This is a genomic window from Leclercia sp. S52 (assembly GCF_039727615.1).
Taxonomy (GTDB): domain Bacteria; phylum Pseudomonadota; class Gammaproteobacteria; order Enterobacterales; family Enterobacteriaceae; genus Enterobacter; species Enterobacter adecarboxylatus_B.
Genome location: NZ_CP152474.1, coordinates 1,468,511 through 1,493,892 on the forward strand (window position 1 = coordinate 1,468,511; position 25,382 = coordinate 1,493,892).

17 protein-coding genes and 2 pseudogenes are annotated in these 25,382 nt (G+C 60.5%); 8 read left to right on the plus strand and 11 right to left on the minus strand.

Annotated features, from left to right (window positions below):
• Window positions 1–88 precede the first annotated feature (88 nt).
• Window positions 89–2,452: a glycoside hydrolase family 31 protein gene (locus tag AAHB66_RS06975; RefSeq protein WP_347115647.1), complete on the minus strand. Its 2,364-nt coding sequence runs from the start codon at window positions 2,450–2,452 to the stop codon at window positions 89–91.
• 17 nt (window positions 2,453–2,469) lie between these two features.
• Window positions 2,470–3,771, minus strand: coding sequence for an MFS transporter (locus tag AAHB66_RS06980; RefSeq protein WP_166181929.1), 1,302 nt, complete (start codon window positions 3,769–3,771; stop codon window positions 2,470–2,472).
• A 266-nt stretch (window positions 3,772–4,037) separates the two neighbouring features.
• Here AAHB66_RS06980 and AAHB66_RS06985 point away from each other — a divergent pair, with 266 nt between their 5' ends.
• Window positions 4,038–5,111, plus strand: a complete 1,074-nt coding sequence (locus AAHB66_RS06985) for a LacI family DNA-binding transcriptional regulator (protein WP_347115648.1) — start codon at window positions 4,038–4,040, stop codon at window positions 5,109–5,111.
• On the opposite strand, the gene AAHB66_RS06990 is transcribed toward AAHB66_RS06985, so the two are convergent.
• The 4 genes from AAHB66_RS06990 to AAHB66_RS07005 all read right to left on the minus strand — a co-directional run bounded on the left by AAHB66_RS06990 (window position 5,108) and on the right by AAHB66_RS07005 (window position 10,917).
• Window positions 5,108–6,370 carry a DUF1479 domain-containing protein gene (locus AAHB66_RS06990; protein WP_347115649.1) on the minus strand — a complete coding sequence of 421 codons (1,263 nt, stop codon included), beginning with the start codon at window positions 6,368–6,370 and terminating at the stop codon, window positions 5,108–5,110. The genes AAHB66_RS06985 and AAHB66_RS06990 overlap by 4 nt on opposite strands.
• Before the next feature lie 151 nt (window positions 6,371–6,521).
• A complete protein-coding gene (locus tag AAHB66_RS06995; protein ID WP_347115650.1) occupies window positions 6,522–7,337 on the minus strand; it encodes a Cof-type HAD-IIB family hydrolase in 816 nt (271 codons plus the stop codon).
• Between the two features lie 243 nt (window positions 7,338–7,580).
• Window positions 7,581–10,013, minus strand: a complete 2,433-nt coding sequence (locus AAHB66_RS07000; protein ID WP_347115651.1) for a formate C-acetyltransferase/glycerol dehydratase family glycyl radical enzyme — start codon at window positions 10,011–10,013, stop codon at window positions 7,581–7,583.
• A gap of 4 nt (window positions 10,014–10,017) precedes the next feature.
• Window positions 10,018–10,917 (minus strand): glycyl-radical enzyme activating protein, encoded by a 900-nt coding sequence (locus AAHB66_RS07005; RefSeq protein ID WP_347115654.1) that lies wholly within the window; start codon window positions 10,915–10,917, stop codon window positions 10,018–10,020.
• Window positions 10,918–11,043: 126 nt separating this feature from the next.
• On the opposite strand from AAHB66_RS07005, the gene fsa reads away from it, so the two are divergent.
• Window positions 11,044–11,706, plus strand: a complete 663-nt coding sequence (fsa, locus tag AAHB66_RS07010; RefSeq protein WP_347115655.1) for a fructose-6-phosphate aldolase — start codon at window positions 11,044–11,046, stop codon at window positions 11,704–11,706.
• A gap of 151 nt (window positions 11,707–11,857) precedes the next feature.
• On the opposite strand, the gene moeB is transcribed toward fsa, so the two are convergent.
• Both moeB and moeA read right to left on the minus strand, forming a co-directional pair.
• Entirely contained in the window at window positions 11,858–12,610 is a 753-nt protein-coding gene (gene moeB, locus AAHB66_RS07015; protein ID WP_347116437.1) for a molybdopterin-synthase adenylyltransferase MoeB, read from the minus strand.
• Complete coding sequence (gene moeA, locus AAHB66_RS07020) at window positions 12,607–13,839, minus strand: molybdopterin molybdotransferase MoeA (RefSeq protein ID WP_347115656.1); 1,233 nt, start codon at window positions 13,837–13,839, stop codon at window positions 12,607–12,609. Before moeA ends, moeB begins: the two co-directional genes overlap by 4 nt.
• Window positions 13,840–14,028: 189 nt before the next feature.
• Between moeA and iaaA the strand changes: the two are divergent.
• The 6 genes and pseudogenes from iaaA (at window position 14,029) to AAHB66_RS07050 (ending at window position 20,842) form a co-directional block, all read left to right on the plus strand.
• Window positions 14,029–14,969: pseudogene (iaaA, locus tag AAHB66_RS07025) on the plus strand (beta-aspartyl-peptidase).
• A gap of 10 nt (window positions 14,970–14,979) precedes the next feature.
• Window positions 14,980–16,851: a glutathione ABC transporter ATP-binding protein GsiA gene (gsiA, locus tag AAHB66_RS07030; protein WP_347116438.1), complete on the plus strand. Its 1,872-nt coding sequence runs from the start codon at window positions 14,980–14,982 to the stop codon at window positions 16,849–16,851.
• A gap of 35 nt (window positions 16,852–16,886) precedes the next feature.
• Window positions 16,887–18,425 (plus strand): glutathione ABC transporter substrate-binding protein GsiB, encoded by a 1,539-nt coding sequence (gene gsiB / locus AAHB66_RS07035; protein ID WP_347115657.1) that lies wholly within the window; start codon window positions 16,887–16,889, stop codon window positions 18,423–18,425.
• Between the two features lie 47 nt (window positions 18,426–18,472).
• A complete protein-coding gene (gsiC, locus tag AAHB66_RS07040; RefSeq protein WP_347115658.1) occupies window positions 18,473–19,393 on the plus strand; it encodes a glutathione ABC transporter permease GsiC in 921 nt (306 codons plus the stop codon).
• Window positions 19,394–20,306, plus strand: a pseudogene (gsiD, locus tag AAHB66_RS07045) (glutathione ABC transporter permease GsiD).
• A gap of 146 nt (window positions 20,307–20,452) precedes the next feature.
• A complete protein-coding gene (locus tag AAHB66_RS07050) occupies window positions 20,453–20,842 on the plus strand; it encodes a hypothetical protein (protein ID WP_347115659.1) in 390 nt (129 codons plus the stop codon).
• Window positions 20,843–21,232: 390 nt separating this feature from the next.
• Here AAHB66_RS07050 and AAHB66_RS07055 read toward each other — a convergent pair whose 3' ends face one another.
• The 3 genes from AAHB66_RS07055 to AAHB66_RS07065 form a co-directional block, all read right to left on the minus strand.
• Window positions 21,233–21,973 (minus strand): nitroreductase family protein, encoded by a 741-nt coding sequence (locus AAHB66_RS07055; protein WP_347115660.1) that lies wholly within the window; start codon window positions 21,971–21,973, stop codon window positions 21,233–21,235.
• Window positions 21,974–22,085: 112 nt separating this feature from the next.
• Window positions 22,086–22,763: a type 1 glutamine amidotransferase domain-containing protein gene (locus AAHB66_RS07060; protein ID WP_347115661.1), complete on the minus strand. Its 678-nt coding sequence runs from the start codon at window positions 22,761–22,763 to the stop codon at window positions 22,086–22,088.
• Window positions 22,764–22,846: 83 nt separating this feature from the next.
• Window positions 22,847–25,276 (minus strand): membrane-bound PQQ-dependent dehydrogenase, glucose/quinate/shikimate family, encoded by a 2,430-nt coding sequence (locus AAHB66_RS07065; protein WP_347115662.1) that lies wholly within the window; start codon window positions 25,274–25,276, stop codon window positions 22,847–22,849.
• Between the last annotated feature and the right edge of the window lie 106 nt (window positions 25,277–25,382).

Consider the following 25,382-nt stretch of genomic DNA (forward strand, 5'->3'; position numbering starts at 1 on the left):
AAGCCGGGTGGCGGCTTCGCCTTACCCGGCCTACGAATCTGTTCCCTCTCCCGGTGGGAGAGGGTTAGGGTGAGGGCATCAGGCCGCACTACATCACCCACTCACTCCCTTCAACACCGTTCACCAGCAGCTTACGTTTTTCCCCGGCCGGTAACGACAGCTTCAGCGCCTTCCACGCCGGACGATAATCCCCGCGCCCGTTGATCTTCAGGTTGATGGTTGCCCCATCGCACACCATCTCCCACTCCACCCACAGCGCATTGCCGTTCTGATAACCCCAGCTCTCGCCGTCGTCTTCAAACAGCAGCCCCGAAGTCGCACCCACGCCTTTCACCGGGAACAGCTTCAGCTCGCGGGTATCGTCTTTTTCGGCTGACACATGGGTGATGCGTTCGCTGAGGGGCAGACCGGCCCCGGCGCGCACCAGCAGCGGCAGTTTTTCCAGCGGGGCGTCGCGGACGATCCACTGCCCGCCCGAGAACCACTCCTGGGTGTAAAAATCGTACCAGCCGGTTTCGTTATCCGGCAGCCAGAGGCGGCGCTCGCGCTGACCGGCTTCGACGACGCTGGCTACCAGCAGGTCGCGGCCCAGCAGGAAGTCATCGCACTCTTCAAAGGTCTGCGCATCGTGCTCGTGGTCGAGGAAGGTCGGACGCAGCATCGGCTCGTCATCGGCATGGGCCTGCCAGAGCAGGGTGTAGAGATACGGCAGCAGGCGGTAGCGCAGCTCAATGGCACCGCGAATGGCCGGCGTCACGCCCGGATACATCCAGGGTTCGTTAACGGTGGCATCATCATTCCACGAGTGAATGGTAAAGCGCGGATGCATCACCCCGTTCTGCACCCAGCGCACGAACAGCTCGGCGTCCGGCTTATCGCCGGAGAAGCCGCCGACGTCGTGGCCGACGTTATATAACCCGGAGAGGCTCATCCCCAGCCCCATGCGGGTGTTGTAGCGCAGGGTCGCCCAGTTGGTGCGGTTATCGCCGCTCCAGGTCTGGACGTAGCGCTGCATCCCGGCGCAGCCGGAACGGGAGATCAGGTACGGACGTTTTTCCGGCGCAAAGCGCTGCTGCGCTTCCAGCGAAGCCCGCATCATCAGCAGCGGCATCACCGGGCGAATATGTTTGATGGCGATTTCGTTGCCAAAGCCGTGGCAGCGCGCTTCCCCGTCCCACACCTCGAACTCGTTATTGTCGTTCCAGGTGGAGTCGATCCCCATCTCCAGCAGCTGGGTGGTTACCCCTTCCTGCCACCACTGCACCGTCTGCGGGTTAGTAAAGTCGAGGTGAGAACCTTCGTCATCCCAGAAGCTGGAGCGTTCCGGTGCGTCGGTTTCAGAATCACGGATAAACAAGCCGCGTTCCGCCACCTCGTTATAGCGGGGGTGATCCTGCAGCAGGCACGGCTTGATGTTGGCTGCCAGCTTGAGTCCCGCGTCGTGGAACGCCTGGCTCATCACCTTCGGCTGCGGCACCTTGTCGTAGTTCCAGTTAAAGACGTAGCGCTTGCCGTTGATCGAGGTGTATCCCGACGAGAGCTGGAACGAGTCGCACGGAATGGCGTGCTCTTCGCACAGGCGGATAAAGTTCATCAGCTGGTTCTGCGCGTCCGGCGCGTCGGTGTAGTGCATGGTCGAGCCGCTGTAGCCCAGGCTCCACTTCGGCCCGAACAGGGTTTTGCCGGTCAGGCGCACGAAGGCTTTGGTGACGTCCAGCGCCCGTTTGCCGGTGAAGATGTAGTAATCGATATCGCCCGCTTCCGCCTGCCAGCGGCGGTAGGCGGTGTGGTAGTTGTCGATTTCGTTACCCAGATCCAGCCAGCAGCTGCTCAGGTTGTCGTAAAACAGGCCGTAGCTCACGTCATCCCGGCGGGTGAGGGTAAACGGAATATGCTTGTACAGCGGATCGGTGCTGGCCGCGTTATAGCCCATCGCATCCAGGTTACGCATCTCATAGCGCTTGCCGTTGCGCTGCAGATCGCCCGCTTTCTCGCCGAGGCCATAAAAACGCTCGTCCTGACGACGGCTCAGGTAGTGCGCCACGCCGTCGCCGTGGGCGTTGAGCAGATAGGCGCTGGTCGGACGGTCATTAACCAGCGGCTGCCACTCGCCCGCGTCATCGCGATAGTGCCACTCCAGCCACAGCGGCTGGTGGACGGTGACGCGCAGCTGTTCGGTGGCAACGGTCAGCACATCGTCCTGCTGGGTCAGGGTCCAGGCCGGGCAGGTAAAGCCGCTGAGGTCGTCCCGGCGGCGGCCTTCCCAGGGTACGTCCTGCTCGGGGGCGATGCTCCAGGTACGATCCAGGGTCAGTGCGCCCTGGCGCTTAATCAGCACGCGGAACAGGTTCTCTTCCAGCACGTACAGGCACAGGCGATGCTGGTTATCGACCAGCAGTTCCAGATGGTTCGCTGACTGTTTATCTACGGTCCAGTTTTTCAGGGTTTTCATATGCAATACATCCACTATCAGGCGCGCTTGGCGCGACGTTCAGCAATAAATGCCACCAGGAAAACAGCGCCAATCAGGTCGAAGAACCCCATGGCAATAAAGAGCGGGTTAAAGCCGATTTTGTCGGCGGTCACACCAATCAACAGGGAGAAGAGGAAGCTGGCGATCCACGCCGCCGAGCCGCGCATGCCGTTGACGGTGGCCATCTGGCCCTTGTCGAAAGACTCCACCACCAGCGCGCTGAGCATGCAGGAGATGATCTGGTGCCCAAAGCCGCCGATGGAGATCAGCGCAATGGTGATGTACGGGTCGCGGGTGAGGGCGACGATGCCGAGGGAGATCATCAGGAAGGCACCGGTAACCGAGCTGGCCACCACCGAGTTGACGCGGGAGCAGCCGAACCAGCGGGTATAGAGACGGGTGAGATAGCCGCTCGCGACGCTGCCGAGGTCAGCGGCGAGGAACGGCAGCCAGGCAAACATCGCAATCTGCTTCAGATCCATGCCGTGCTCTTTCGCCAGATAGAGCGGCACCCAGAAGCTCAGTACCGCCCAGGCCGGTTCCGCCATAAACGCCGGAATGGCAATCCCGTAGAAGCGTTTGTTCTTCGAGACGGTTTTCAGCGCGGTCAGGAAGGGCAGTTTCACCGCCGGGGGCTCGTTATCCTGCTTGATAAACGCCAGCTCGTCCTTGCTCAGGTTCGGGTGCTGCTCCGGGTTGTGGTAGAACGCCCACCACAGGATCACCCACAGCAGCGCCAGCACGCCGGTAAACATAAACGCGCCCTGCCAGCCGAAGGAGGCGTGGGCGAAGTAGATGATTGGCGGGGCCAGCATCGCCCCGATGGAGAAGCCCACGCCCGCCCAACCGGCCGCCACCGGACGCTCCGATTTAGGGAACCATTCGCCAATGGTTTTGGCGTTTGCCGGGGTCGCGGCTGCTTCAGACGCGCCCATAAAGAAGCGCAGGATCGCCAGGTGCAGCCAGCTGCCGGCGCCCGCGTGGAAAATACACATCAGCGCCCAGATCCCGGCGCAGACCATAAAACCAATCTTCAGGCCAATAACGTCGATTAACCAGCCACACAGCGGCTGGAAGAGGGTATAGGCGAGCTGGAAGGCACCGACAATCCACGAGTACTGTTCTGTGGTAATGCCCAGGCTCTCTTTCAGTTCCGGGGCAAGAATACCTAACGAGTTACGGGTGATGTAGTTAACGGTGACGCCCAGTAAAAACAGAACCAGCACATACCAGCGCAGGTTTTTGATAACGCGGCGGGTTTTGCCGACCGCGACGGTGTGATTGATGTCCTGACTCATTGTTCTGTCTCCAGACGGACTGTAGGGGTACGTAGGTTAGGGTGTCACACCGCTTTGTCGTTTTTGATGGTGTTGCTATACAACTAGTATGGAAGCTGTGTGACAAATTGAACTTAAGACAGAAAAAGAATCAGCAGTAGCGGATTTTGTGCAATTTTTCTCATAAATGTTATTAATAGTTTGCGATGATGCTAATGAAGCCAGCTATGACACACTTTTCACGTTGTGAGAATTTATTCATTTAACAATCGGGGCAAGATCACAGAATGGAGAAAAGGCTAAAAATCGCGGAAATCGCCGCCCGGACGCAGCTTTCGGTCAGCACGGTGTCCAGAGTGCTGGCCGGAAAAGCCAACACCAGCCCCGCCGCGCGCAGCAAAGTGCTGGCCTGCGCGAAGGAGCTGGGAGTGATGGAGGGCATGGCTGCCGGACGACTGCTGCTTAACAGTCTGGTGGTTTTTGCGCCGCAGCGCGCCTTTGACGAGCGGTCCGACATCTTTTATTACCGGGTGATCCAGAGCATGAGCAAAGCCCTCGGCCTGCATGAGGTGAGGCTGCGCTACTGCGCGCTGGAGGAGTTCGACAGCGATGCCCAGCTGTTTCTGACCCGGATGAACGAAGCGGAAACCCAGGCCGCCATTCTGCTGGGGATCGACGATCCGCACATCCACGATCTCGCCGTGGATGTGGGTAAACCCTGCATGCTGATCAACTGCCGCGACCGACGCCAGCGCCTGCCCGCCGTCTCCCCCGATCACCGTGCCATTGGCGAGCTGGCGGCGGAATACCTGTTCGAGATGGGTCACCGGGAAGTGCTGAACGTGCTCTGCCTGCGACGCTACACCATGGAGCTGCGGCTGGCGGGGATCCGCGATGCCTGGCAGGGACATAACCTCAAATTCAACGACAAACGCGATCTGCTGGTGGTGCCGAGCTTCAGCGCCAGAGAGACCGGGGAACAGGTCAGCGCCTGGCTCAGCCAGACGGCGGATAAAGCGCTGCCGACGGCGTTTCTGGTGGGGGGCGATTTTATGGCGGCGGGGACCATCAGCGCACTCCAGAAACACGGCCTGCGGGTGCCGCAGGATGTCTCGGTGATGAGCATTGACGGTTTTAATCTGGCGGCGATTCAGGATGTGCCTTTAACGGCGGTGCATGTGCCGCGCGATGAGCTGGGAACCGAGGCGGTGCATATGCTCCAGCAGCGGCTGATTCGCCCGGAGGCACCGGCCGGCACCTTGCTGCTGAACGGAATGCTGGCAGTGCGGGAGTCGGTACGGCGGATACGTCCGGGGAAAAGACGCACCGCCGTGGAGCGGGACGGGCTGTACGACGCTTAAGCCATACCCAACGCGCGCTTGCCGTGGATGTTTAAATCATCCGTGGTGAAGCGCGACTGCCAGTCAGCTTCATAATCCTCGCGCGGGAAATCGCCCGGAGAGGCCCCGGTTTCCAGCGCCACTTTCACCTTCTTCGCGTAGGCGAGGTTTTTCTCGCACATCGGTGCCGCCGGAATGTACATCACGTTGCCCCAGCCCTGCTGGTTCTCTACCGGGGCCACCGAGTGGATCACATCGCAGTGCCACCACACGGAATCACCCGCTTCCAGCGCCGGAATGCTCGTCAGGGCTTCAATCAACAGCGGATGCCACTTCTCGGAGATCGGCAGTACGCGCCCTGGCGCCACGCCACAGAGTTCATCTTCCGGCACATCATCCAGCAGCGGACGCAGCAGAATGTAAGCCATGGCTTCCGGGATCGGCACCACGTGCAGCAGACCCTGATTGGGGATCATGTCGGAGAGTGCGGTCCAGCCCTGGAAGGTGCGGAACACCGAGCACTTGGTGGTGTTATCCACGGTGTACTCTTCCACTTCGGTACGGTGCGCGGCATTCCACGGATCGTACTGGTCGATATTGCCATCAAACACCCGGGCGAAGACCTGCTGATACGCCGGGAGCAGCCAGCGCTCCAGCGCCCCGGAGTCGGTGTGCGCCCCGAGGCCTTTCGAGGTGGTTCCCGGCGGACGACGGCGAATGCGGTCCGGGTAGATCACGCTCACGTCGGGGTTGAACCACTGTTTGCCGTTGCTCTCAAAGGTCCACAAACGGTTCAGGAACGACTGCACCTGCGCCATCCGTTCGCTCTGCCGGGCTTCCATCTGCGCGTGTGACCAGTAGATCGGGTAGATCTCCGGGCGCGACGCGGCCAGGCTGCCGAAGAAGTTGTCTCCCGGACCTTTGTAGACCTCATCAAAACGGTTGAGATCCAGATAGTCGAGCATCGCGTTATCCCACGCCAGCGCCTGCTCACGCGGGAAATGACCTTTGATCACCGCACAGCCGCGACGCTTAACCGCCTCGCGCTGTTCCGGGCTGATGTTACCGCTCTGCACGTCGGCAAAGGGGATCACCGGCCAGACAGGATCGCCTTTGCTTTTCAGGGCGTTAATTTCCGCCACCCGGCTGGCAATCTTATCGCTCAGGCGATTGAACACCGCCTGCACGTCACCAATCTGCGCCCGCAGTTCGCGTTTCATCTGGCGGATCGCCGCTTTATGGTCAGCAGGCAAAGTTTCGCTGGTAAAGGTTAAGGACATAACAGCCTCGCTATCTTTCATTCGAAAGTAAAAGTGATTACAAGTGATACTTTAGGTTAAAAATAAGTTAAAGCAAGTTAAAAAACTTGATGAAGTGCACAGGCTGAGAAAAAAGAAGGGGGGTTCGCCGGAGCAGGCTCCGGCGAGGGGATCAGTGGCTGAAAGGCGGGGTGTTATCGAGGACGGCCTGAATCACGTTCAGCGCGCCCTGGTGGTTATTGTCGTCGGCCTGATAGCGGGTGAGGGCTTTAATGCTCTCGCCTGCGTTACCCATGGCAAAGGAGTAGTGGGCAAACTTCAGCATTTCGGCGTCATTACCGCTGTCGCCAATCGCCACGCACTCCTGCGGAGAGATATGCCAGCGCTTCAGCAGGCGGCTGAGGCCGTTTGCTTTGTGCAGACCGGGGATAATCAGATCGACAAAACCAAACCCGCTGGTCACCGGCTTCATGATGCCGTCGAGCGAGACATGCAGGGCATCGATCAGGTTCGGGATATCGCTGTCGGGCAGGTTCAGCGAGAACTTAAACAGCACGTCGTCGATGTCGCGATAGTCGCTGACGCGCTTTAAGCGATGATAGTGTTTTGACATCAGCGCGACGAACGCCTCTGGGGCCTGGTCGCTGACGTAGGCGCTTTCCAGACCGCAGGCGACGAAGTTCAGGGAGGTATCTTTCAGCAGTTCGCCAATCACAATCTGCGACTCGTGCTTCGTCAGCTCGCCGTGGAAAATCTGCTCGCCGTGATCGAACACCAGCGCGCCGTTTTCCGCCACAAAGGAGATCTGCGATTTCAGCTCCGGGAAGAAGGAGATGAGCTGGTAATACTGGTTGCCGCTGGCGACAACGAACTCAATATTCCGGGCCTGAAGCTGCTGGAACTGCGCCTGAAAGCGGTCACGATCGTACTGCTTGGCGTCATCAAGAAAAGTTCCGTCCATATCAGTGACGATAACTTTAACGGTCATACATTGCGCTCCTGAATCACTGCGTTTGAAACATTCTAATAACAAGGTGACGTGGAGCACAAATTTAATTTCGAATGAAAGTAAAAAAAGCCGGGTGGCCGAGGTAAACGCAAAACGGCAACAAGAGTTGCCGTTTTTTGGGTTTGCTCCCTCTCCCTGTGGGAGAGGGCCGGGGTGAGGGCATCAGCGCGCGCATTTCCCCCTCACCCTAACCCTCTCCCTCAAGGGAGAGGGGATACATTTTTACAATGTATGCTCAGTACGGGCGATAATATCGTCCTGCGCATCCGGTGACAGGGCGGTGAAGAACGCCGAGTAACCCGCGACGCGCACCACAAGGTCACGATACTGGTCCGGGTGTTTCTTCGCTTCCAGCAGCGTTTCGCGCGAAACGATGTTGTACTGGATATGCCAGCCTTTGTGCACCTCGAAGAAGGTCCGCAGCAGCACCATCAGCTTCTGGCGGTCGCTGTCGTTATCCAGCGTCGCCGGATTGAGCTTCTGGTTCAGCAGCACGCCACCCAGAATCGCTTCGGTCGGCAGTTTCCCGACAGAACCAATTACCGCCGTCGGCCCCAGGTGGTCAGTACCTGAAGACGGGCTTGCCCCTTCCGCCAGCGGCGTATGCGCTTTACGTCCGTCCGGGGTCGCCATGGTCGCCGCACCAAACGGCACGTTAGCCGAGATAGACGAGGTCCCGGCGTAGTAGTTGCCGCCAATCGGGCCGCGGCCGTAGCGCGGGTTGTGGTACTGCTTCAGCTCCTCGATGTAGGTCTGATAGGCGCGCGCCAGCAGCAGATCCACGCTGTCATCGTCGTTACCGTACTTCGGTGCGCCGTTAATCAGACGCTGGCGCAGCTGCTCGTGGGTCAGCCCCTCGAAGTCATCCGCCAGCGCCGCCGCCAACTGCTGCTGACCGATGGCACCCTGGTCGAAGACCAGCTTCTTCACCGCCGCCAGGCTGTTGCCGAGGTTGGCGATGCCCACCTGCAGGCCGGAGACCCAGTCGTACTTCGCGCCGCCCTGCTTGATGCTCTTCGCGCGCTCAATGCAGTCATCCACCAGCGCCGAGCAGAGAATGTCGTGGACGTTCTCTTCCAGCATGGTGTCCACCACGTACTCAATCTCGATGGATTTCCGGGTGTAGTATTTGATCTGGCGATCCCAGGCGGCCATCACCTCGTCGAAGTTGTTAAAGTTACCGGCCGACAGCGCTTTGACCTGCGGCAGGAACACCTTGCCGCTGGTGGCGTCGCGGCCGCCTTCCATCGCCGCCAGCATCACGCGGGCGAAGTTGATAAAGCTCATTCCGGTGCAGCGGTAGCCCCACTTGCCGCCGACGGCGGTTTCGATACAGCCGATGGCGGCGTAGTCGTAGGCATCCGCTTTTTCGATGCCGAGCTTGATGAATTCCGGGATCACGGTTTCATCGTTATTGAACGCTGGCATCCCGAAGCCACAGCGGATCACCTGCACGCAGGCGTCGAGGAAGTCGTTGCTCATGCCTGCGTGGTAGCGCACGCTCAGGTTCGGCTGGGTGGAGCGCAGACGACCGCAGGATTCGAGAATGGCGTAGGAGAGCGGGTTCACCGCATCCATCGGCTCACCGTTGACCAGCTTCTGGCCGCCAATAGTCACGTTCTGGTACAGCGGGCTCCCGGCGGAGGCTTTGGAGTGAGAGCCGGAGCGGATCTTGTTCACTTCCAGCAGCTTCAGCCAGCAGCTGTGCAGCAGCTCGATGGCGTGCTCGCGATCCAGGGACTGGTTCAGCTCCACGTCGCGGCGGTAGTACGGGTAGAGATACTGGTCCATACGGGCAAAGGAGACCGAGTGGCCGTTGGACTCAATCTGCAGGATCAGCTGGATGAAGTAGCACAGCTGCAGCGCCTGCCAGAAGGTTTTTGGCGGTTCGTGGGCGATGACATCGCAGTTTTCCGCCATCGCCAGCAGCTCGTCGCGGCGGGTTTCGCGGGTTTCGGTGGATGCCATCTCACGCGCCAGGTCGGCAAAGCGTTCAATGTGCAGGCTCACCGCTTCCAGCACGATATCAATCGCTTTCAGGAACTGGTCGCCGTGCAGATCTTCCAGGCAGGTGAGGTTAATGCGGGAGCGGCGCTCGTCCACTTTATGACGCATGCCGTCGAGACCTTTCTCCAGCACTAACGGGAAGTTCACCGCCAGGTGCGCATCGCCGGAGGTCATGTTGCCTTCGGCTTTGATAATGCCGGTTTCCAGCAGGCCTTTCTGCTCGTCGGTGAACATGCCGTAGCAGCGATCCTGCACCGTCTGGCCGCGCCACCACGGGCAGAGTTCGTGCAGAACGCGTTTGTTCTCTTCGCTTACCGCAAAGCCCGCGCCCGGACGGTCGGCAAGATCGTCGATCTCTTTTTCAATCCACGAGACGGTGTATTCCGGGAAGATCGGCGCGGCGCGCACTTCGCTTGCCTGGTTGCCGATAATCAGCTCGTCATGTTTGATCCAGATGGTGCGTTGCGCCAGGTGGTGCGCCAGTGCCAGCGCGCGACGCACCGGGATCGGCTTATCCATATGCTGCTGGTACATTTCGGTGTAGTGCTGCGCACGCTCGGTACAGACCGGCGGCTTCACAATGTGGACCAGGGCCGTTTTGTGCGCCTTAATGCGATCGCTCAGGGTAGTAAGATTCAGCTGTGTCATAACATTATCCTCGTAAGGTCGCGGTTAACCCTTTCCGGGCGGCATACTGCCGGGCAAAGTCCAGTAAAGCAGGGTTATCGAGCGGTTTATCTGGGGCAGAGTAGGGTTGGCCGAGCAAGGTGTATTTGTTCATGCCCAGCGTGTGGTACGGCAGAAAATGGATGTCGTGGACGTTCAGTTCGTCGGCGGCAAAATTGGTAATGGCGGTAATGGAGGCCTCATCGGCGTTAAAGCCCTGGATCAGCGGCACGCGAATGGTGAGCTGTTTTCCGGCGGCGGCCAGGCGTTTGAGGTTATCCAGCACCCGTTTGGCGGAGCCGTCGGTCCACTGCTTAAACACCGCGCCGTCGACATGTTTCAGGTCGGCGAGAAACAGATCGATGTACGGTAACGACGGCTCGATATAGTGCCACGGCACATGCAGGCAGGTTTCCACCGCGGTATGGATCCCCTGCTCATGGCTGGCCTGGAACAGCTGGCGCGCCAGGTCCGGGTTCATAAAAGGTTCGCCGCCGGAGAGGGTGATCCCGCCGCCGCTGCGATCGTAGAAAGGCTTATCGCGCAGGACGGTGGCCATGATCTCCTCCACCTGCTGCTCTTCTCCGCAGACGGTCAAGGCCTGGGTTGGGCAGCAGTGGGTGAGGGCATCCAGATGCGTATCGTCGAGTTTCTCGCGGTGGATCACCAGGCCATTCAGCGTCCGGTCGATGACCGCGGGCGCCACCTGCTGGCAGAGGTTGCACCCCTCCAGGCACAGGCGGGCATCGAACAGCAGGTCCCGCGACCGCGCGCGGCTCTCCGGGTTCTGACACCAGCGGCAGCCCAGCGAGCAGCCTTTCATAAACACCACGGTACGAATACCGGGGCCGTCGTGTGTCGAATAACGCTGAATGTTGAAGATCATAATGTCGCCTCTTGTTGCGTATGAATATTAAATGACTTTCGAATGAAAGTTATCTTGACGCAAATCAACTCCGAAGCAGGTTTTGCCGTGTAGGGTTACGGCATAGTCATTTTTGAGGACCCCATCATGGAACTGTATCTCGACACATCCGACGTTATCGCTGTTAAAAAACTGGCCCGCGTGTTTCCGCTGGCCGGCGTCACCACTAACCCAAGCATTGTTGCCGCAGGCAAAACGCCGCTGGAGGTGTTACTGCCTCAGCTGCAGGAGGCGATGGGCGGTCAGGGCCGTCTGTTTGCCCAGGTGATGGCTACGACCGCAGAAGGGATGGTGGAAGACGCGCTGAAGCTGCGCGGTATCGTCGGCGATCTGGTGGTAAAAGTGCCGGTGACGGCGGAAGGGCTGGCGGCAATCAAGATGCTGAAAGCGCAGGGCGTGCCGACCCTGGGGACGGCGGTCTACAGCGCGGCGCAGGGGATGCTGGCGGCGCTGGCGGGCGCGGAGTATGTCGCGCCCTACGTGAACCGCGTTGATGCACAGGGCGGGGACGGGATCCAGACGGTGGTCGAGTTGCAGCAGCTGCTGACCCTGCACGTGCCGCAGTCAAAAGTGCTGGCGGCGAGCTTCAAAACCCCGCGTCAGGCGCTGGATTGCCTGCTGGCAGGCTGTGAATCCATTACCCTGCCGCTGGATGTCGCCCAGCAGTTGATTACCTCTCCGGCGGTGGATGCGGCGATTGCGAAGTTCGAGCAGGACTGGCAGGGGGCTTTTGGACGGACATCGATCTGACGCAGTTAATCCCCTCTCCCTTGAGGGAGAGGGTTAGGGTGAGGGGGAAATGCGCGCGTTGATTCGTGCGCGCTGATGCCCTCACCCCGGCCCTCTCCCACTGGGAGAGGGAGCAAACACTAAAACGGCAACCTTCGGGTTGCCGTTTGCGTTAACCTCCGCACACCTCACACCCCGGATTACGCATCAGCTTCATCTCGCGGAACTGGCAGGTCATCGCGTCGTACATCACAATTTTCCCCGCCGCGGGCGTGCCGTAACGGGTCAGCACCTTAATGGCTTCCATCGCCTGCATCGAACCAATCACCCCCACCAGCGGGGCCATCACCCCGGCTTCCACGCAGGTCAGGGCGTTCTCGCCAAACAGGCGGCTCAGGCAGCGGTAGCAGGGCTCGCCCTCGGCATAGGTAAAGACGCTCACCTGGCCTTCCATGCGGATCGCCGCCCCGGAGACCAGCGGCGTTTTATGGGCGAAACAGCCTGCATTGAGCTGATTACGAATGGCAACGTTGTCGGTGCAGTCGAGGACCAGATCGTGATGGGCAATCTGCGCCAACAGCGAGGCGTCATCCAGCAGGGCATTCACCAGGGTGAACTGCACGTTGGGGTTGATGCGCGTCAGGGCTGCATGGGCCGACACCACCTTTGGCTCGCCGAGGGTCGCATCGCTGTGCAGGGTCTGGCGTTGCAGGTTGGAGAGCGACACGGTATCGAAATCGAGCAGCGTCATGCGCCCCACGCCGGCGGCAGCCAGGTACTGCGCCGCAGCGCAGCCCAGTCCGCCGAGGCCGACCACCAGCACGTTCGCCGCCTTCAACGCTTCCTGACCGTCGAAATCAAAGCCGCGCAGCACAATCTGGCGATTGTAGCGCAGCATCTCCTGGTCGCTCAGTTCCATGCTCAGCCTCCAAACAGCGCATTAAACGGCTCAACCTCAACCCATTCACCCGCTTCCACGTTGCCGCGCTCGCGCTCAAGCACGATAAAGCAGTTGCCCAGGCTGAAGGAGCTGAAAATATGCGAGCCCTGATGGCCGGTGGTGCTCACCTCCAGCTCGCCGTCGGCGTTACGCGCCAGAATGCCGCGCTGGAAGTCGAGACGACCCGGTGATTTTTTCAGGCGGGTGGCGGCACGCACGCGCTGGCGGGCCGGGAGGCCGTGCCCACGGTTGCCGGAGAGCTTCGCCAGCAGCGGCTGCACCAGCTGATAGAAGGTCAGCGCCGCGGAGACCGGGTTCCCCGGCAGGCCGCAGAACCAGCTGTTCGGCAGCTTGCCGAAGGCGAACGGTTTGCCCGGCTTGATGGCCAGCTTCCAGAAGCCGATCTCGCCCAGCTCATCGAGGATGGTTTTGGTGTAGTCCGCTTCGCCCACCGACACGCCGCCGGAGCTGAGTACCACGTCGGCCACGCGATCCGCTTCAATAAAGGCGGCGCGCAGCTTCTGCGGATCGTCCGGGATAATCCCGAGATTAATTACCTCGCAGCCCAGCTGCTCCAGCATCAGATGCACCGCCAGGCGGTTGGTGTCGTAGATCTGCCCCTCGGCCAGCGGCTGGCCCGGGAGCTGAAGCTCATCGCCGGTGGAGAACAGCGCCACCCGCACCTTGCGCACCACGGCAATCTCCGGGATACCCAGCGAGGCCAGCACCGGCAGCTCGGCCGCGGTCAGCTTTGTACCCGCCGGGAAGACGGTTGCGCCCAGGGTAATATCTTCCCCGCTGCGACGGATGTTTTGTCCCGGCTTCACGCTGGCGGTAAAGCGCACGCCGTCGTCGGTCTGCTCAGTCTCTTCCTGCATCACCACCGCGTCGCAGCCCGTGGGAACCGGGGCACCGGTCATAATGCGGACGCAGCTTCCGGCAGGCCATTCACCCTGGAACGGCTGTCCGGCAAAGGCTTTGCCCGCCACCGGCAGCGCGGCACCCGCCGCCAGATCCGCCAGCCGCACGGCATAGCCGTCCATCGCCGAGTTATCAAAACCCGGTACGTTGAGAGGGGAGACGATGTCGGCAGCGGTCACGCGGCCAAAGCAGCGCAGCAGCGGCAGGGTCTCCTGCTCTGTCAGCGGTGAAAGTCGATCGAGCATCTGCGTGAGGGCCGTCTCAAGCGGCATCAGTCCGGCGGTAAAATCCATGGGTCACTCCAGCGAGAGAATAACGAAGGCGGCCATTATGGCAGAAAAGTGCCCTTAACTGTATGACACCATGGGCTTAGCCTTTACATCACAGTTACGTCTTTCTATATTCAAAAATCATCTGAAGTTCCGGCAACGATAATGATATTTATAGAAAAAGCGGCACTTACGCGCGCAAAGGTGAAGTAGATGGGGAATGCAGTCATCGCGATCCACGGCGGCGCAGGGGCAATTACCCGCGCGCAGCTCAGTCAGGAGCAGGAGAGGCGCTACATCGAGGCGCTCTCATCGATAGTGGAAACCGGCCAGCGGATGCTGGAGGCGGGGGAGAGCGCGCTGGATGTGGTTACTGAAGCAGTACGCCTGCTGGAGGAGTGCCCGCTGTTTAACGCCGGGATTGGCTCGGTGTTTACCCGCGACGAAACCCATGAGCTGGACGCCTGCGTGATGGATGGCATTACCCTGAAAGCGGGTGCCGTGGCCGGGGTCAGCCATCTGCGCAATCCGGTGCTGGCCGCCCGTCTGGTGATGGAGCAGAGCCCGCACGTTCTGCTGGTGGGCGAGGGGGCAGAGAAATTTGCCTTCGCCCACGGTATGGAGGCAGTGTCGCCCGATATTTTCTCCACGCCGGAACGCTACGAGCAGCTGCTGGCGGCACGCAGCGCAGGGGGAGACCCGGCTCGATCACGCGGCCCCCCCTGGATGAATCCACGAAAACGGGCACCGTCGGCGCGGTGGCGCTGGATAAAGCCGGAAATCTGGCCGCCGCGACTTCTACCGGCGGCATGACCAACAAACTGCCCGGTCGGGTGGGCGACAGCCCGCTGCCCGGCGCGGGCTGCTATGCCAATAACGCCAGCGTGGCGGTCTCCTGTACCGGCACCGGCGAAGTGTTTATTCGCACCCTGGCGGCCTATGACATCGCCGCGCTGATGGACTACGGCGGCTTAAGCCTCGCCGAAGCCTGCGAGCGGGTGGTGATGGAAAAACTCCCGGCGCTGGAAGGCAGCGGCGGGCTGATCGCCGTCGATCGCGAGGGCAACGTGGCACTACCGTTCAACAGCGAAGGCATGTACCGCGCCTGGGGCTATGCCGGCGATACGCCGAGCACCGGAATTTACCGTGAATAAGGGGAAAGGGATGCCGCACAGCGATGAACTCGACAGCCAGCAGGTGCTGGCGGTGCATAACCTGAACGTCGACTTTCCCGGCGAACGGCAGCCGATCCCGGCGGTAAAAAATCTCTCTTTTTCGCTGAAACGCGGCGAAACCCTGGCGATCGTCGGCGAGTCCGGCTCCGGTAAATCGGTCACCGCCCTGTCACTGATGCGCCTGATTGAACAGTCCGGCGGGCTGGTGGAGTGCGACAGCCTGCTGCTGCGCCGCCGCAACGGCCAGGTGAGCGATCTCACCACCCTGAGCGCATCCCAGACGCGCAGCGTGCGCGGCGCGGATATCGCCATGATTTTTCAGGAGCCGATGACCTCCCTCAACCCTGTCTTCCCGGTGGGGGAGCAGATCGCCGAGTCCATCCGCCTGCACCAGGGGCTGAACGGCGAGGAGGCGCTGGCCGAAGCCAGACGCATGCTGGAGCAGGTGCGGATCCCGGAGGCGGACGCCATTCTGGGGCGCTACCCGCATCAGCTCTCCGGCGGGATGCGCCAGCGGGTGATGATCGCCATGGCGCTCTCCTGTCGTCCGGCGGTGCTGATCGCCGATGAACCGACCACCGCGCTGGACGTCACCATTCAGGCGCAGATCCTGCAGCTGATAAAGGTGTTGCAGGAGGAGATGGAGATGGGGGTGATCTTTATCACCCACGATATGGGCGTGGTGGCGGATATCGCCGACCGGGTGCTGGTGATGTATCAGGGCGAGGCGGTGGAAGCCGGCCCGGTGGAGCAGATCTTCCACGCCCCTGAACACCCTTATACCCGGGCGCTGCTGGCTGCGGTGCCGCGTCTCGGGGCGATGAACGGCAGCGACCTGCCGCGCCGTTTTCCGCTGATCTCTCTGGCAAATCCGGGTTTTCAGGAGGCCGAAACCGAGCAGGATACCGTGGTGCCCGGCGAACCCATTTTACAGGTGCGCGATCTGGTCACCCGTTTTCCGCTGCGCGGCGGCCTGCTGAACCGCGTTAAGCGCGAGGTCCACGCGGTAGAGAGCGTCAGCTTTGATCTCTGGCCCGGCGAAACGCTGTCGCTGGTGGGCGAGTCCGGCAGCGGCAAGTCGACCACCGGACGGGCGCTGATGCGGCTGGTGGAGGCCCAGGAGGGCATCATCACCTTTAACGGTGAGCGCATCGACACGCTGCCGGCCGGGAAGCTGCAACCCCTGCGGCGGGATATTCAGTTTATTTTTCAGGACCCTTACGCCTCCCTCGATCCCCGCCAGACGGTGGGCTATTCGATTATGGAGCCGCTGCGGGTGCATAACCTGCTGGATGGCGACGCCGCCCAGCGGCGGGTGGCGTGGCTGCTGGAGCGCGTCGGCCTCAAGCCGGAGCACGCCTGGCGCTATCCCCATGAATTTTCCGGCGGCCAGCGGCAGCGCATCTGCATAGCCCGCGCGCTGGCCCTGAATCCGAAGGTGGTGATTGCCGACGAGTCGGTCTCGGCGCTGGATGTCTCCATCCGGGCGCAGATCATCAATCTGCTGCTCGATTTGCAGCGGGAGATGGGCATCGCCTTTCTGTTTATTTCCCACGATATGGCGGTGGTGGAGCGCATCAGCCACCGCGTGGCGGTGATGTATCTCGGGCAGATCGTTGAGATTGGCCCGCGTCGGGCTGTGTTTGAAAACCCGCAGCACCCTTACACCCGCAAGCTGATGGCGGCGGTGCCGGTGGCCGATCCGGCCCATCGTCAGGCCCGGCGGGTGCTGCTGCAGGACGAACTGCCCGGCAACATTCGCAAGCGGGGGGAGGTCACCGAGCGCGTGGTATTGCGCGAGGTCGCCCCCGGCCACTTCGTCGCGCCGCCGCGTCAGGATAATGCTTTTAAACACCTATAAAGAACAACAGCACAGCACAACAGGAGAACACAACAATGACAAAATTTGTTGCTCGCAGATGGCTGTTAGCCGCGAGCGTAACGGCAGCCCTGGCGGCCACGCCGGCTTTTGCAGCAAAAGACGTGGTGGTGGCGGTGGCCTCCAACTTCACCACCCTCGATCCGTATGACGCCAACGACACCCTGTCGCAGGCGGTGGCGAAGTCGTTTTATCAGGGGCTGTTTGGTCTCGATAAAGAGATGCAGCTGAAAAACGTGCTGGCCGAGAGCTATAAAGTTTCGGACGACGGGCTGGTCTATACCATCAAGCTGCGCAGCGGCGTGAAGTTCCAGGACGGCACCGACTTCAACGCCGAAGCGGTGAAGGTCAACCTCGATCGCGCCAGCAACCCGGAAAACAGCCTCAAGCGTTATAACCTGTATAAAAACATCGCCAGCACCGAGGCGGTCGATCCCACTACGGTAAAAATCACCCTTAAAGAGCCGTTCTCGGCCTTTATTAACATCCTGGCCCACCCGGCTACGGCGATGATCTCCCCGGAGGCGCTGAAAAAGTACGGCAAAGAGATCGGCTTCCATCCGGTCGGTACTGGCCCGTATGAGCTGGTGACCTGGAATCAGACCGACTTTGTGAAGGTGAAGAAATTCGCCGGTTACTGGCAGCAGGGGCTGCCGAAGCTGGACACCATCACCTGGCGTCCGGTCGTGGATAACAACACCCGCGCGGCCATGCTCCAGACCGGCGAAGCGCAGTTTGCCTTCCCGATCCCCTACGAGCAGGCGGCGCTGCTGAGCAAAAACAGCAAGCTGGAGCTGGTGGCCAGCCCGTCAATCATGCAGCGCTACATCAGCATGAACGTCACGCAAAAGCCGTTCGATAACCCGAAAGTGCGCGAGGCGATTAACTACGCCATCAACCGCGAGGCGCTGGTGAAGGTGGCCTTTGCCGGTTACGCCACCCCGGCCACGGGCGTGGTGCCGCCGTCCATCGCTTACTCCCAGCAGTATCATCCGTGGGAGTACGATCCGGCGAAGGCGCGCGCGCTGCTGAAAGAGGCGGGCTTCCCGAACGGCTTCAGCACCACGCTATGGTCGTCGCACAATCACAGTACCGCGCAGAAGGTGCTGCAGTTTACCCAGCAGCAGCTGGCGCAGGTGGGCATTAAGGTGCAGGTAACGGCGATGGATGCCGGACAGCGTGCCGCGGAAGTGGAAGGTAAAGGGCAGAAAGAGAGTGGGGTGCGGATGTTTTACACCGGCTGGTCGGCCTCGACCGGCGAAGCCGACTGGGCGCTGTCGCCGCTGTTTGCCTCTAATAACCAGCCGCCAACCCTGTTCAACACTGCGTTCTACAGCAATCCGCAGGTGGATAAAGATCTGACGGAAGCGCTGAAAACCACGCAACCGGAAGTGAAAGCGAAACTGTACAAGGACGCGCAGGACACCATCTGGAAGGAGTCGCCGTGGGTGCCGCTGGTGGTTGAGAAGCTGGTTTCGGCGCACAACAAGGCGCTGACCGGGTTTTACATCATGCCGGATACCGGCTTTAGCTTTGACGACGCGGATCTGAAATAGAGCACTCATTCCCGCAGGTATCCGCCTGCGGGATGAGAGGAATGTGCATGCTGAATTATGTGATTAAACGCCTGCTGGGGCTGATCCCAACGCTGCTGATTGTGGCGGTGCTGGTCTTTTTATTCGTCCATATGCTGCCGGGAGACCCGGCGCGGCTGATTGCCGGCCCGGAAGCGGATGCCACGGTTATCGAGCTGGTGCGTAAGCAGCTGGGGCTGGATCAACCGCTTTACCGGCAGTTCTGGCACTACATCACCAGCGTCCTACAGGGCGATTTTGGTACCTCGATGGTGTCGCGCCGACCGGTCTCGGAAGAGATCGCCAGCCGCTTTATGCCCACCTTCTGGCTGACCCTTGCCAGCATGGCCTGGGCGGTGCTGTTTGGCCTGGGGGCCGGGATTGTGGCGGCCGTCTGGCGTAACCGCTGGCCGGATCGGCTGGGGATGGCGCTGGCGGTGACGGGGATCTCCTTCCCGGCTTTTGCGCTGGGGATGCTGCTGATGCAGGTCTTCTCCGTCGAGCTTGGCTGGCTCCCCACCGTGGGGGCCGACAGCTGGCGGCACTACATCCTGCCGTCGCTGACGCTCGGCGCAGCGGTGGCGGCGGTGATGGCGCGCTTCACCCGCGCCTCGTTCGTCGACGTGTTGAACGAAGACTATATGCGCACCGCCCGGGCGAAGGGGGTCAGCGAGAAGTGGGTGATCCTCAAGCACGGCCTGCGCAATGCGATGATCCCGGTGGTGACCATGATGGGGCTGCAGTTCGGCTTCCTGCTCGGCGGCTCGATCGTGGTGGAAAAGGTCTTCAACTGGCCGGGACTCGGGCGCTTGCTGGTCGATTCCGTCGACATGCGCGACTACCCGGTGATCCAGGCGGAAGTGCTGCTCTTTTCGCTGGAGTTTATTCTTATCAACTTAGTGGTGGATGTGCTCTATGCCGCCATTAATCCGGCTATCAGGTACAAGTAAATGCGACTGTTAAACTGGCGTCGGCAGGCGATGTTAAAGGCGATGCCGGGACTTAAACCGGATCAGATCCGCACCCCGTGGCATGAATTCTGGCGGCGCTTTCGCAAGCAGCCGGTGGCGATGACCGCCGGGCTGTTTGTGCTGCTGCTGATCCTGGTGGCGGTGCTGGCCCCCCTGGATCGTCCCCTTCGATGCAGAGAACTATTTTGATTACGACCGGCTGAACGAGGGGCCGTCGATGATGCACTGGTTCGGCGTGGACTCTCTCGGGCGGGATATCTTCAGCCGGGTACTGATGGGTGCGCAGATCTCGCTCGCCGCCGGGGTGTTTGCGGTGCTGATCGGCGCGGCCATCGGCACGGTGCTGGGCCTGCTGGCCGGGTATTACGAGGGCTGGTGGGACCGCATTATCATGCGCATCTGCGACGTGCTCTTTGCCTTCCCGGGTATTCTGCTGGCCATTGCGGTGGTGGCGGTGATGGGCAACGGCATGGCGAACGTGATTATCGCCGTGGCGATCTTCTCGATACCGGCCTTTGCCCGTCTGGTGCGCGGCAATACTCTGGTGCTGAAACAGCAGACCTTTATCGAGTCGGCGCGCAGCATCGGCGCCAGCGATACCACCATCCTGTTTAACCATATTCTGCCGGGCACCGTCTCCTCCATCGTGGTCTATTTCACCATGCGTATCGGGGTGTCGATTATCTCGGCCGCCAGCCTGTCGTTCTTAGGGCTGGGCGCTCAGCCGCCGACCCCGGAGTGGGGGGCGATGCTCAACGAGGCGCGGGCCGATATGGTGATTGCTCCGCACGTGGCGCTGTTCCCGAGTATGGCAATCTTCCTCACCGTGCTGGCGTTTAATCTTCTGGGAGATGGGCTGCGTGACGCGCTGGATCCGCGAATTAAGGGGTAATCTACCAATAATGGTAGAAGTTATTGTGAAAGGTATTGTTATTCAGTGAGTTAGTAAATGCCGTGTAAAAGGTTTGCTGGAGTTAACTATTTGTAAAAATTATAATGCTTAATGGTTCAATAACGTTAAATATTGTAAGGATTACAATGAAAAAGCTCCTTTTATGCGGCATGGTTTTACTTTCTACCTCTTGCGCTGATTTCCAGAAAAACATGAGCGACGGGATGAAAGCGGTTAATACGGCCCTGACGCCGAAATCTTCCACCGGCACGCAAACTGCGGCGGCGGCAAAACAGTCTGGCACCATCACCAATGAACAGTGCAAAACCAGCGTGGGTAAATCCCGCGACTATTTCGAACAGATTGTTGGCTTCAAGCTGAACGAGACCAACTCCTCGGGTTATACCTCCTTCTCCGAGAGCTACAACCTGCGCATTTCCGATCGTAAAGACCGCTTTGGCGGCAACTTCGCTATCTGTATTATCAATATCGATCCGCAGACCAATAAGGTTACCGCCTTCTCGATGCCGACCTGATTAAGGCATTTTGCCTGCATTGTTGCCGGGTGGCGCTGCGCTTACCCGGCCTACAAAAGCCCATCACCCGTAGGCCCGTGCAAGCGCAGCGCCGCCGGGCAATGCCAGCAGCCGGCACATAACCCGTAGGCCCGCGCAAGCGCAGCGCCGCCGGGCAATGCCAGCAGCCGGCCCATCACACGTAGGCCCGTGCAAGCGCAGCGCCGCCGGGCAATGCCAGCAGCCGGCACATAACCCGTAGGCCCGTGCAAGCGCAGCGCCGCCGGGCAATGCCAGCAGCCGGCACATAACCCGTAGGCCCGTGCAAGCGCAGCGCCGCCGGGCAATGCCAGCAGCCGGCACATAACCCGTAGGCCCGTGCAAGCGCAGCGCCGCCGGGCAATTTACACGTTACTTATCGACGCCAAAGCCCTGCTTAAGCAGCGCCGGGAGCACGTCCGGGAAGTAAATGTGCTGATAGTAACCGCTCACGCTTTCACTCCAGGTATCACCGTCATTACGGTCAATGGCCTGCCAGTGTTCGGTCATCTGCTGATTGTAGCGGGTGATTTTCGCCTCCAGCCCGTTGGTAACATAGGCTTCGTCGTGGCGGAAAGTCTCCAGCGGCAGACGCGGTTTGTGATGCGAAGGGACATCGACGTGACCGATCACCACGCCCGCGACCGGGAAGGTGTGTTCCGGCAGGTCGAGCAGCGCAATCAACTCCTGTGGGCGCAGACGGATCCCGCCAATCGGCACGATCCCCAGCCCTTCGGAGCGGGCTGCCGCCATCACTGAGCCGAGGGCAATGCCCACGTCGGTTGCGCCGGCCACCAGGCTCTCAATGCTCTGATGCGCCACCTGCTCCTTGCCCGCCAGCTTCATGCCGACCCCGGTTTTATACATATCCAGCACAAAGGTGATAAACACCGGGGCCTTGGCAATCCACGGCTGGCCGCCGGCGATCTGCGAAATCTGCGCCCGCTTTTCGGCATCGCGGGTGACGATGACCGACACCTGCTGGGAATGCACCGAGGTAGGGGCACGGTATGCGGTGCTGATAATGCGTTCGAGCGTGGCATCATCAATGGCGCGATCGGTAAAACTGCGCTCGCTTTTATGGTCGTTAAAGAGTTCAATAATGGTGTTCATAGCATCTCCGGTGTGAATCGCAAAATCCTGACAGCCCGGCACCGTTTTGTCTTTAGCACTCTATGCGAAAATCACTGGAGAGAGTTGCCCGGCCAACGGCCGGGCGGGGGGATTAGCGCAGTACAGCGACTAACGCTTTTGCTGCCTCTTCGGAGCTGGCCGGGTTCTGCCCGGTAATCAGCTGGCCGTCTTCAACAATATACGATCCCCAGTTTGGGCCTTTCTGGTAGTTAGCGCCCAGGGCAATCAGCTCATCTTCCACCAGGAAGGGAACGATGTCGGTCAGCTCGACGTCGGCCTCTTCGCCGTTGGTAAAGCCGGTCACGTTACGGCCCTTGACCAGCGGCTCGCCAGAGGCGGCCTTCACATGACGCAGCACCCCCGGCGCATGGCAGACGAAGCCCGTGGGTTTACCGGCACGAGTGAAGGCTTCAATCAGGGCAATGGAGGTCTGTGACTCGGCCAGATCCCACAGCGGGCCGTGGCCGCCAGGATAGAAGACGGTGTCGAAATCCTCCTGACGCACGCTGTCGAGCTTCAGGGTGTTGGCGAGTTCGCGCTGGGCCGCCGGATCGGCTTTGAAGCGCTGGGTCAGTTCGGTCTGAAAATCGGCGGAATCACTTTTGGGATCCAGCGGCGGCTGGCCGCCTGCCGGGGAGGCCAGCACCACCTCGGCCCCCGCATCTTTGAAGATGTAATACGGGGCGGCAAACTCTTCCAGCCAGAAGCCCGTTTTCTTACCGGTATTGCCCAGGTCGCTGTGAGAGGTGAGAACCATTAAGACTTTCATTGTTATCTCCGGTGATGATACGAGATATAAAAGTAGCCTGGTTCGGCTCAGCCATCCCCGAAGGGATGGCTGATTCGGAACTATTACGGCAGCTTATACGCAATCACGTAGTCGCCGCGATCCGGCGAGTTACGCGCACCGCCCGCGGTGATCAGCAGATACTGCTTCCCGTCCACCGGCGATTTGTAGCTGATTGGCGTGCTCTGGCTCCCCACCGGCAGGCGGGCTTTCCACACCTCTTTCCCGGACGAGGTATCGAACGCGCGCAGGTAGTAATCCTGGGTGGAGGCGATAAACACCAGCCCGCCCTGAGTCGCCATGGTGCCGCCGATGGTCGGCATCCCAATCGGGATCGGCAGCCCCATCTTCACGCCAAACGGACCGGTATCCTTCACCGTGCCCACCGGCACCTGCCAGGCAATTTTCTGGGTTTTCAGATCCACCGCCGTCAGGGTGCCAAACGGCGGTTTCTGGCAGGGGATCTCGACCGGCGACATAAAGCGCACTTTGGCGTTGATGGCGTACGGCGTACCGGCCAGCGGCACCGGACGGCTGATGGCCGCGGCTTCGTTGCCGTCATTTTTGGCGCCCTGAATCTCCGGGGAGGCCGGGATCAGCTGCACTTCGAGGCCCACGCGCATATCGTTGATGAACAGGTACTGATTCACCGGGTCAATCGACAGACCGCCCCAGTTCATGCCGCCTAACGATCCCGGCAGGTTCAGCGAGGGATCATCCCCCGGCGGGGTAAAGAGGCCGTTGTAGCGCTTGGATTTAAACTCAATACGGCAGATCAGCTGGTCAAACGGCGTTGCGCCCCACATGTCGGACTCTTTCAGCACGTCCGCGCTGATAGTTGGCATGCCTACAGAGAAGGGCTGGGTCGGGGAGTAGATCTCTTTCGGGATCTGGCCCTGGGTTACCTTGCGCTCTTCCACTTTGGTCAGTGGCTGACCGGTCGCGCGATCCAGCACAAACAGCTGACCGGATTTGGTACCGAAGATCAGCGCCGGGGTGGTTTTGCCGTCCGCAGCAGGGAAGTCGGTGAAGGTCGGCTGCATCGGGACATCAAAGTCCCAGAGGTCGTTGTGAACGGTCTGGTAAACCCATTTCACCTTACCGGTGCTGGCATCCACCGCCACCATCGAGGCACCAAACTGACGATCCAGGGCGTTGTGCTTCACGCCCCACAGATCTACCGCCGCGCTGCCGGTTGGCATAAACACGGTGTTGGACTGCGGATCGTAAGACATCGGGGCCCAGACGTTCGGAGTGGAGCGGGTGAAGGTTTCGTTATCGGCAGGGGCGTTCTGATCGTCCGGTTTGCCCGGATCGAAGGCCCAGCGCAGCTGGCCGGTGATGACGTCGAAGCCGCGCACCACGCCGCCCGGCATGTCCGTCGCCACGTTATCCGCCACGCGGCCGCCGACGACCACGGTGGTTCCGGCGAGGGTCGGAGCTGACGTCGGATAGTACAGGCCGGTATCGGCGCCTTTACCCATCTGCGCGCTCAGGCTGACGCGACCGTGATTGCCGAAGTCTTCGCAGAACTTACCGGTATCCGCATCCAGGGCCACCAGTTCCGGCGTGACGCTGTTCATGATGATCCGGCGTTTGCACTGGGCATCCGCAGGCAGCGAAACGGCGGCCACCGGCGAAGAGCCCGGCAGGGTTGGCTGCTGCAGCGGGGCTGTGGCATCAAAGTACGCCAGACCGCGACAGCGCATCCACTTTTTCTGTCTGGCGTTGATCTCGGTTTTCCACCGCTCCTTGCCGGTGGTCGCATCGACGGCAATCACGTTGTTATGCGGCGTACAGAGAAACAGCGTATTGCCGATCTGCAGCGGGGTCTGCTGATCTTCTGCGCCGCCGCCGTTCGGGCTGACGGGAATATCGCCCGTGCGGTAGGTCCAGGCCACCTGCAGGTCTTTTACGTTATCGCGGGTGATCTGATCCAGGGCCACAAAGCGCGATGCGCCGGGGGTGTTGCCGTAGTTGGCCCAGTTCTTCTGCTCTTCACCGGGTTTGACCGGGGTGAGAGGAAGCTGTGCGCCCGATGCCGTCACCGGATCGTGCGGGACAAACATGCCGCCAACGGTGGCGGCGAAGGCAACCGCCAGCACCGCCGCCATCGCCCCTGCGCCTTTCCAGCACGGCGTCTTACCGGCACGGCGCAGCAGCGAGGGCAGGGAGAGCGCCACCAGGATGGCGATGCCCGCGAGGGTTAACAGACGGGAGACCAGCGGCCAGAAATCGAGGCCGACATCCCACAGGGCCCAGAGGGCGGTGCCCGCCAGCACCACAAAGTAGAGCGCCGCGCCACTCAGGCGCTGGCGCAGGATCTGCACGCCCGAGAGGATAAGCAGACAGCCGCTGATCAGAAAGTAGGGGCTGCCTTTAACGCTGACCAGCTTCCCACCGTAGTAAGCGAAGAATATCCCCATCGCCAGAATTAAGACGCCCAGAAGCCCCAGCAATATCGCTGCGGTTCTGGATAATTTTTGAACGGACATAAATGTTCCCTGATATTGGCAAAGATTGAGTGAAATCACTCAAAAGTGACGATTTATAATCTAATGCGCGCGAGTGTACAACAACCAGGTAACAATATATTTACCA

Excerpts from the sequence above, each read along its gene's own strand:
- gsiA (WP_347116438.1), top strand. The coding sequence starts at position 14,980 with ATGCCGCACAGCGATGAACTCGACAGCCAGCAGGTGCTGGCGGTGCAT.
- gsiB (WP_347115657.1), top strand. The coding sequence starts at position 16,887 with ATGACAAAATTTGTTGCTCGCAGATGGCTGTTAGCCGCGAGCGTAACG.
- AAHB66_RS07065 (WP_347115662.1), bottom strand. The coding sequence starts at position 25,276 with ATGTCCGTTCAAAAATTATCCAGAACCGCAGCGATATTGCTGGGGCTT.
- AAHB66_RS06990 (WP_347115649.1), bottom strand. The coding sequence starts at position 6,370 with ATGTCCTTAACCTTTACCAGCGAAACTTTGCCTGCTGACCATAAAGCG.
- AAHB66_RS07000 (WP_347115651.1), bottom strand. The coding sequence starts at position 10,013 with ATGACACAGCTGAATCTTACTACCCTGAGCGATCGCATTAAGGCGCAC.
- AAHB66_RS06995 (WP_347115650.1), bottom strand. The coding sequence starts at position 7,337 with ATGACCGTTAAAGTTATCGTCACTGATATGGACGGAACTTTTCTTGAT.
- fsa (WP_347115655.1), top strand. The coding sequence starts at position 11,044 with ATGGAACTGTATCTCGACACATCCGACGTTATCGCTGTTAAAAAACTG.
- AAHB66_RS06980 (WP_166181929.1), bottom strand. The coding sequence starts at position 3,771 with ATGAGTCAGGACATCAATCACACCGTCGCGGTCGGCAAAACCCGCCGC.
- AAHB66_RS07050 (WP_347115659.1), top strand. The coding sequence starts at position 20,453 with ATGAAAAAGCTCCTTTTATGCGGCATGGTTTTACTTTCTACCTCTTGC.
- AAHB66_RS07005 (WP_347115654.1), bottom strand. The coding sequence starts at position 10,917 with ATGATCTTCAACATTCAGCGTTATTCGACACACGACGGCCCCGGTATT.
- AAHB66_RS06975 (WP_347115647.1), bottom strand. The coding sequence starts at position 2,452 with ATGAAAACCCTGAAAAACTGGACCGTAGATAAACAGTCAGCGAACCAT.
- gsiC (WP_347115658.1), top strand. The coding sequence starts at position 18,473 with ATGCTGAATTATGTGATTAAACGCCTGCTGGGGCTGATCCCAACGCTG.
- AAHB66_RS07055 (WP_347115660.1), bottom strand. The coding sequence starts at position 21,973 with ATGAACACCATTATTGAACTCTTTAACGACCATAAAAGCGAGCGCAGT.
- AAHB66_RS07060 (WP_347115661.1), bottom strand. The coding sequence starts at position 22,763 with ATGAAAGTCTTAATGGTTCTCACCTCTCACAGCGACCTGGGCAATACC.
- moeA (WP_347115656.1), bottom strand. The coding sequence starts at position 13,839 with ATGGATTTTACCGCCGGACTGATGCCGCTTGAGACGGCCCTCACGCAG.
- AAHB66_RS06985 (WP_347115648.1), top strand. The coding sequence starts at position 4,038 with ATGGAGAAAAGGCTAAAAATCGCGGAAATCGCCGCCCGGACGCAGCTT.